Raw genomic sequence first — 2057 nt, forward strand, 5'->3', positions numbered from 1 at the left:
CGCAACCCACCCGGTGCCGGGCCCCCCCCCGCCGGGGGGCTGGGGCGCACCTGCAGCGCACATCGTGTGACGGCGGGAATTCCCGCGGTCACTCGCCGCCCTTCTGCACGAAACCGCGCACGAAGTCCTCTGCGTTGGATTCCAGGACCTCGTCGATTTCGTCCAGGACCGCGTCGACGTCGTCGTTGAGCTTTTCCTGGCGTTCCTTGAGGTCGTCGGAGGCCTGCGCCTCGGCGGCCTGCTCCTCGACCTCCTCGGAGGAGCGGTTCGCCCGCTGCTGGCCACCGCCGGTGTCCTTGTTAGCCATTTCCCTCACCCCGCTCGCTCTGTCTGGTCAGACCCTATCCGCCGGGTACGGCATTCGCGCCCGGTTTTGCTTCAACGTCCGGCGCTCACCTGAATGATTCCCCCTTGTCGGAGATTTCACCCCAAGTGATCGAGAAGTTACCCTCCGGACAGTACACGAACAAGATCCTCCGCCGTTCGGCAGCGGTCCAGGAGGTCCTTCACGTGGCTGCGGGTGCCGCGCAGCGGCTCCATGGTGGGTACCCGCTGCAGCGAGTCGTGGCCGGGCAGGTCGAAGATGACCGAGTCCCAGGAGGCCGCGGCGACGTGGTCGGCGTACTGCTCCAGGCAGCGGCCGCGGAAGTACGCCCGGGTGTCCTCCGGGGGCTTGCCGACGGCCCGCAGGACCTCCTCCTCGGTGAGCAGCCGCTCGAAGCGTCCGCGCGCCACCAGGCGGTTGTAGAGCCCCTTGTCGGCCCGCACGTCGCTGTACTGGAGGTCGACCAGCTGCAGCCGGGAGCTGTCCCACTCCAGCCCGTCGCGCTGGCGGTAGCCCTCCAGCAGCTCCTTCTTGGCGATCCAGTCGAGCTGCCGGGACAGGCTCATCGGGTCGCGCTCCAGCCGGCCGAGCACGTCCTCCCAGCGGGTCAGCACATCGAGGGTCTGCTCGTCGGCGTCCTGCCCGTAGCGGTCCTCGACGTACTTGCGGGCCAGCTCGCAGTACTCGATCTGGAGCTGGACGGCGGTCAGCCTGCGGCCGCTGCGCAGCTGGATCTGGTAGTCCAGCGAGGGGTCGTGGGAGACCCGGTGCAGGGTGCGCACGGGCTGGTCCACGGCCAGGTCGACGGCGATGAAGCCGTCCTCGATCATGGACAGCACCAGCGCCGTGGTGCCCAGCTTGAGGTAGGTGGAGATCTCGGAGAGGTTGGCGTCCCCGATGATCACGTGCAGCCGGCGGTACTTCTCGGCGTCCGCGTGCGGCTCGTCCCGGGTGTTGATGATCGGGCGCTTGAGGGTGGTCTCCAGGCCCACCTCGACCTCGAAGAAGTCGGCGCGCTGGCTGATCTGGAAGCCGTGCGCGTTGCCCTCCTGGCCGAGGCCGACCCGGCCGGCGCCGGTGACCACCTGGCGGGAGACGAAGAACGGGGTGAGGTGGCGGACGATGTCGGCGAACGGGGTCGCCCGCTTCATCAGGTAGTTCTCGTGGGTGCCGTAGGAGGCGCCCTTGTTGTCGGTGTTGTTCTTGTACAGGTTGATCTTCTGCCCGTTGGGCAGCTCCAGGGCGCGGGCGGCCGCCTCGGCCATGATCCGCTCGCCCGCCTTGTCCCACAGGACCGCGTCGCGGGGGTTGGTCACCTCGGGCGAGCTGTACTCCGGGTGGGCGTGGTCCACGTAGAACCGGGCGCCGTTGGTGAGGATGACGTTGGCGAGGCCGATGTCCTCGTCGGTGAGCTGGCTGGCGTCGGCGACCTCGCGCGCCAGGTCGAAGCCCCGGGCGTCGCGCAGCGGGTTCTCCTCCTCGAAGTCCCAGCGGGCCCGGCGGGCCCGGTGCATCGCCGCGGCGTACGCGTTGACGATCTGGGACGAGGTGAGCATGGCGTTGGCGTTCGGGTGCCCGGGCACGGAGATCCCGTACTCGGTCTCGATGCCCATCACGCGCCGTACGGTCATGCGGCCCTCCTTGCCCGAAGTGATGCCTGTGGAGACGCGCCGTGCGGCGGGGGGGGGGGTTTGGAGAACACACCGAAGGATGTTTGTGATGTAGAGATTTA

At 68.5% G+C, this 2057-nt stretch carries 2 protein-coding genes; both read right to left on the reverse strand.

The genetic code is table 11. The annotated features are described in order from the left end of the window. Positions 1 to 88: 88 nt before the first annotated feature. Positions 89 to 307 (reverse strand): ubiquitin-like protein Pup, encoded by a 219-nt coding sequence (locus ACFV0G_RS13445; protein ID WP_380546065.1) that lies wholly within the window; start codon positions 305 to 307, stop codon positions 89 to 91. Positions 308 to 444: 137 nt separating this feature from the next. Next, on the reverse strand, positions 445 to 1956 hold the full coding sequence (gene dop, locus ACFV0G_RS13450; protein ID WP_380546067.1) for a depupylase/deamidase Dop: 1512 nt from the start codon (positions 1954 to 1956) through the stop codon (positions 445 to 447). Positions 1957 to 2057 lie beyond the last annotated feature (101 nt).

Origin of the sequence: Kitasatospora sp. NPDC059571, from assembly GCF_042735675.1 — a bacterium.
Classification (GTDB): Bacteria; Actinomycetota; Actinomycetes; order Streptomycetales; family Streptomycetaceae; genus Kitasatospora.